Source organism: Elstera litoralis (genome assembly GCF_000963705.1).
Lineage (GTDB): Bacteria > Pseudomonadota > Alphaproteobacteria > Elsterales > Elsteraceae > Elstera > Elstera litoralis.
The window spans coordinates 1-2,262 of record NZ_LAJY01000867.1; the positions used below are offsets into that span (position 1 = coordinate 1).

The 2,262-nt window shown below is 55.0% G+C and carries 3 protein-coding genes; all 3 read right to left on the reverse strand.

Annotated elements, in window-relative coordinates; genetic code table 11:
• The coding region (locus VZ95_RS20380) for an ABC transporter permease subunit (protein ID WP_045777487.1) at positions 1 to 393 on the reverse strand (393 nt) is incomplete at its 3' end.
• 67 nt (positions 394 to 460) lie between these two features.
• Positions 461 to 1,639: an ABC transporter substrate-binding protein gene (locus tag VZ95_RS20385; protein ID WP_045777488.1), complete on the reverse strand. Its 1,179-nt coding sequence runs from the start codon at positions 1,637 to 1,639 to the stop codon at positions 461 to 463.
• A gap of 194 nt (positions 1,640 to 1,833) precedes the next feature.
• Positions 1,834 to 2,193 (reverse strand): FAD-dependent monooxygenase, encoded by a 360-nt coding sequence (locus VZ95_RS20390; protein ID WP_045777489.1) that lies wholly within the window; start codon positions 2,191 to 2,193, stop codon positions 1,834 to 1,836.
• Positions 2,194 to 2,262: the final 69 nt, after the last annotated feature.

Here is a 2,262-nt window from a genome sequence, read left to right on the forward strand (position 1 = left end):
CGAGCCGCTCAAAATTTCGGGCAGCGGAACGCGCTTCACGGTCGGCCCGAAACCATAGTTCACAAGCGCAATAATAACGAAGGTCAGGCCGATGGTGAGAAGCACCTGCTGCAACTCGTTATTGCCGCCGTAGATGCGGCGATAGAGCAGCCGCTCTAACGGCAAGGTCACAATCACCGTCAGCAGGATTGCGCCGAGCAGGGCAACGCCATAGGGCAACCCGAGGCTTTGCATTCCATAGGAAGCGACATAGCCCGCGATCATGGCAAAGGCCCCATGCGCCAGATTCACCACGCGCATCAACCCCAGCATCACCGACAGACCAACTGAAATGATAAAGAGGATCGTGCCGTAGGCAACGCCGTCGACGGCGATCCCTAAGATTGTTTCCATTACGCTTCTCCCTGGAGGCACGCGCGGCCTGTGGGCCACGCGCAAGCCTCGGCCCTGTTTTTACAGGCTATTTCAAAACGCCGGGATAGCCCCAATCGGGCTGATTGGGCAGAGTTTCAAACTGTGTGTTTTGCAGTTTTCCGTCTTTCTTTTCCGTCACGCGCAAATACACATTTTGGGTTACGTGGCGCGAGACCGGATCGATGGTCACGGGGCCGCGGGGGCTTTCCCACGACAGGCCCTTAATGGCATTGACGGCCTTAAGACCATCTTTTCCCCCCGCCGCTTCGATCATCTTGTAAATGGCATGAACGCCATCGTAAGCGCCGACTGAGAAGAAAGTGACCTTATCGGAACTGCCGAAAAGTTCCCGATGCTTGGCGAGAAACTGCTGATTGAGCGCCGAAGGATTGGCTTGGCTATAGTGGAAGGCCGTTTGAAGCCCAAGGGCCGTATCGCCCATCGACGGCAAATCCGGCTCCTGGGTCAAATCCCCCGGACCGAAAAACTTAATGCCGCTTTCCTTCAAACCATTGTCTTGAAAAGCTTTCACGAAGGTTGTCGTAATCGGCACCGGCAAAAAAGCGTAAAGCGCTTCGGCTTTCGAATCTTTGATGCGCTGCATGAACGGCGCAAAATCATTCGTGCTCAGCGGCATGCGGATCATATCGACGATCTTGCCGCCGGCTTTTTCGTAAACGGTTTTAAACGCCGCTTCGGCATCGATCCCAGGGCCATAATCGGTCACAGCAGTAATGACCGACTTCACACCTTGCTTGGCAACATACTCAGCCAAGGGGGCCGTGACCTGCCACAGGGTAAAGGAGGTGCGCACATAGCGCGGCGACTTTTCGGTAATGATTGAGGTGGCGGCATTAAAGATAACCGCAGGGATATTGGCTTCGTCGATCAGCGGGGCTACCGCCAAAGCATTGGGAGTGAGAAAATACCCCGCCAGAAAAGAAACCTTGTCTTTAACGATCAGCTCTTGCGACAGCGCCCGGCTTTGCGCCGGATTCACCTGTGGCAAATCCTTATAGATGAACTCGACCGTATCGCCCTTCACCGTTTTCCCGTGGATCGCTTGATAGACTTCAATGGCTTGCTTGAAGTTCTCGCCGCCTTGGGCAAATTGGCCCGAAAAGGGGCCGACGACGCCGACCTTAATCACCGCCGCAAGGCTGGACCCCGACGATAGGACAGCGGTCAAGGCAAGGCCAACGAGGGCCTTTCGCACATCAGACATTGTTCTTTCCTCCCAAGAATGTTTTCGAGCAGCATACACTCGATAATTTGCGGCTTCTGTGTCCGCATAGCATGCGCTGTACCGCCCAAACAGCGCGCGTTACAGCGAATGCTTCGTATATTCATAGTGATGATGCAGAACAATATCTCAAGTCAGATCACCGTCCGTCCCTATAAGTTTTGGTTAGATCCCCCTCAATCAATCCCATCGATGGGCAAGCCCGCATAATTCTCCGCGAGGGCCGTCGCCGCCGCCCGGCTATGGACGACATAATCGAGATCGGCCAGATGAATGCGCTGCTCGAACGGGGTCTCACCCTCGCTGAGGTGCAGCATTGTCGTCATGTACCAGGAAAAACGTTCGGCGATCCAAATGCGCCGCAAGGCAACATTGGTGTAGTTTTCGAGTGCGCTGAAGTCGCTCCGCCCGTAAAAATCGCGTAGAGCCTTTGCCAAAACCAAAACATCCGCCACCGCGAGATTAAGGCCCTTGGCTCCGGTCGGCGGCACAATATGGGCGGCATCGCCTGCAAGGAACAGGCGGCCAAACTGCATGGTTTCACAGACGAAGCTGCGCAGCGCGACGATGTTTTTTTTGAATAATCGGCCCTTCGGTCAGCTTCC

Coding starts and splice junctions, on each gene's coding strand:
- VZ95_RS20390 (WP_045777489.1), bottom strand. CDS start 2,193: ATGCAGTTTGGCCGCCTGTTCCTTGCAGGCGATGCCGCCCATATTGTG.
- VZ95_RS20385 (WP_045777488.1), bottom strand. CDS start 1,639: ATGTCTGATGTGCGAAAGGCCCTCGTTGGCCTTGCCTTGACCGCTGTC.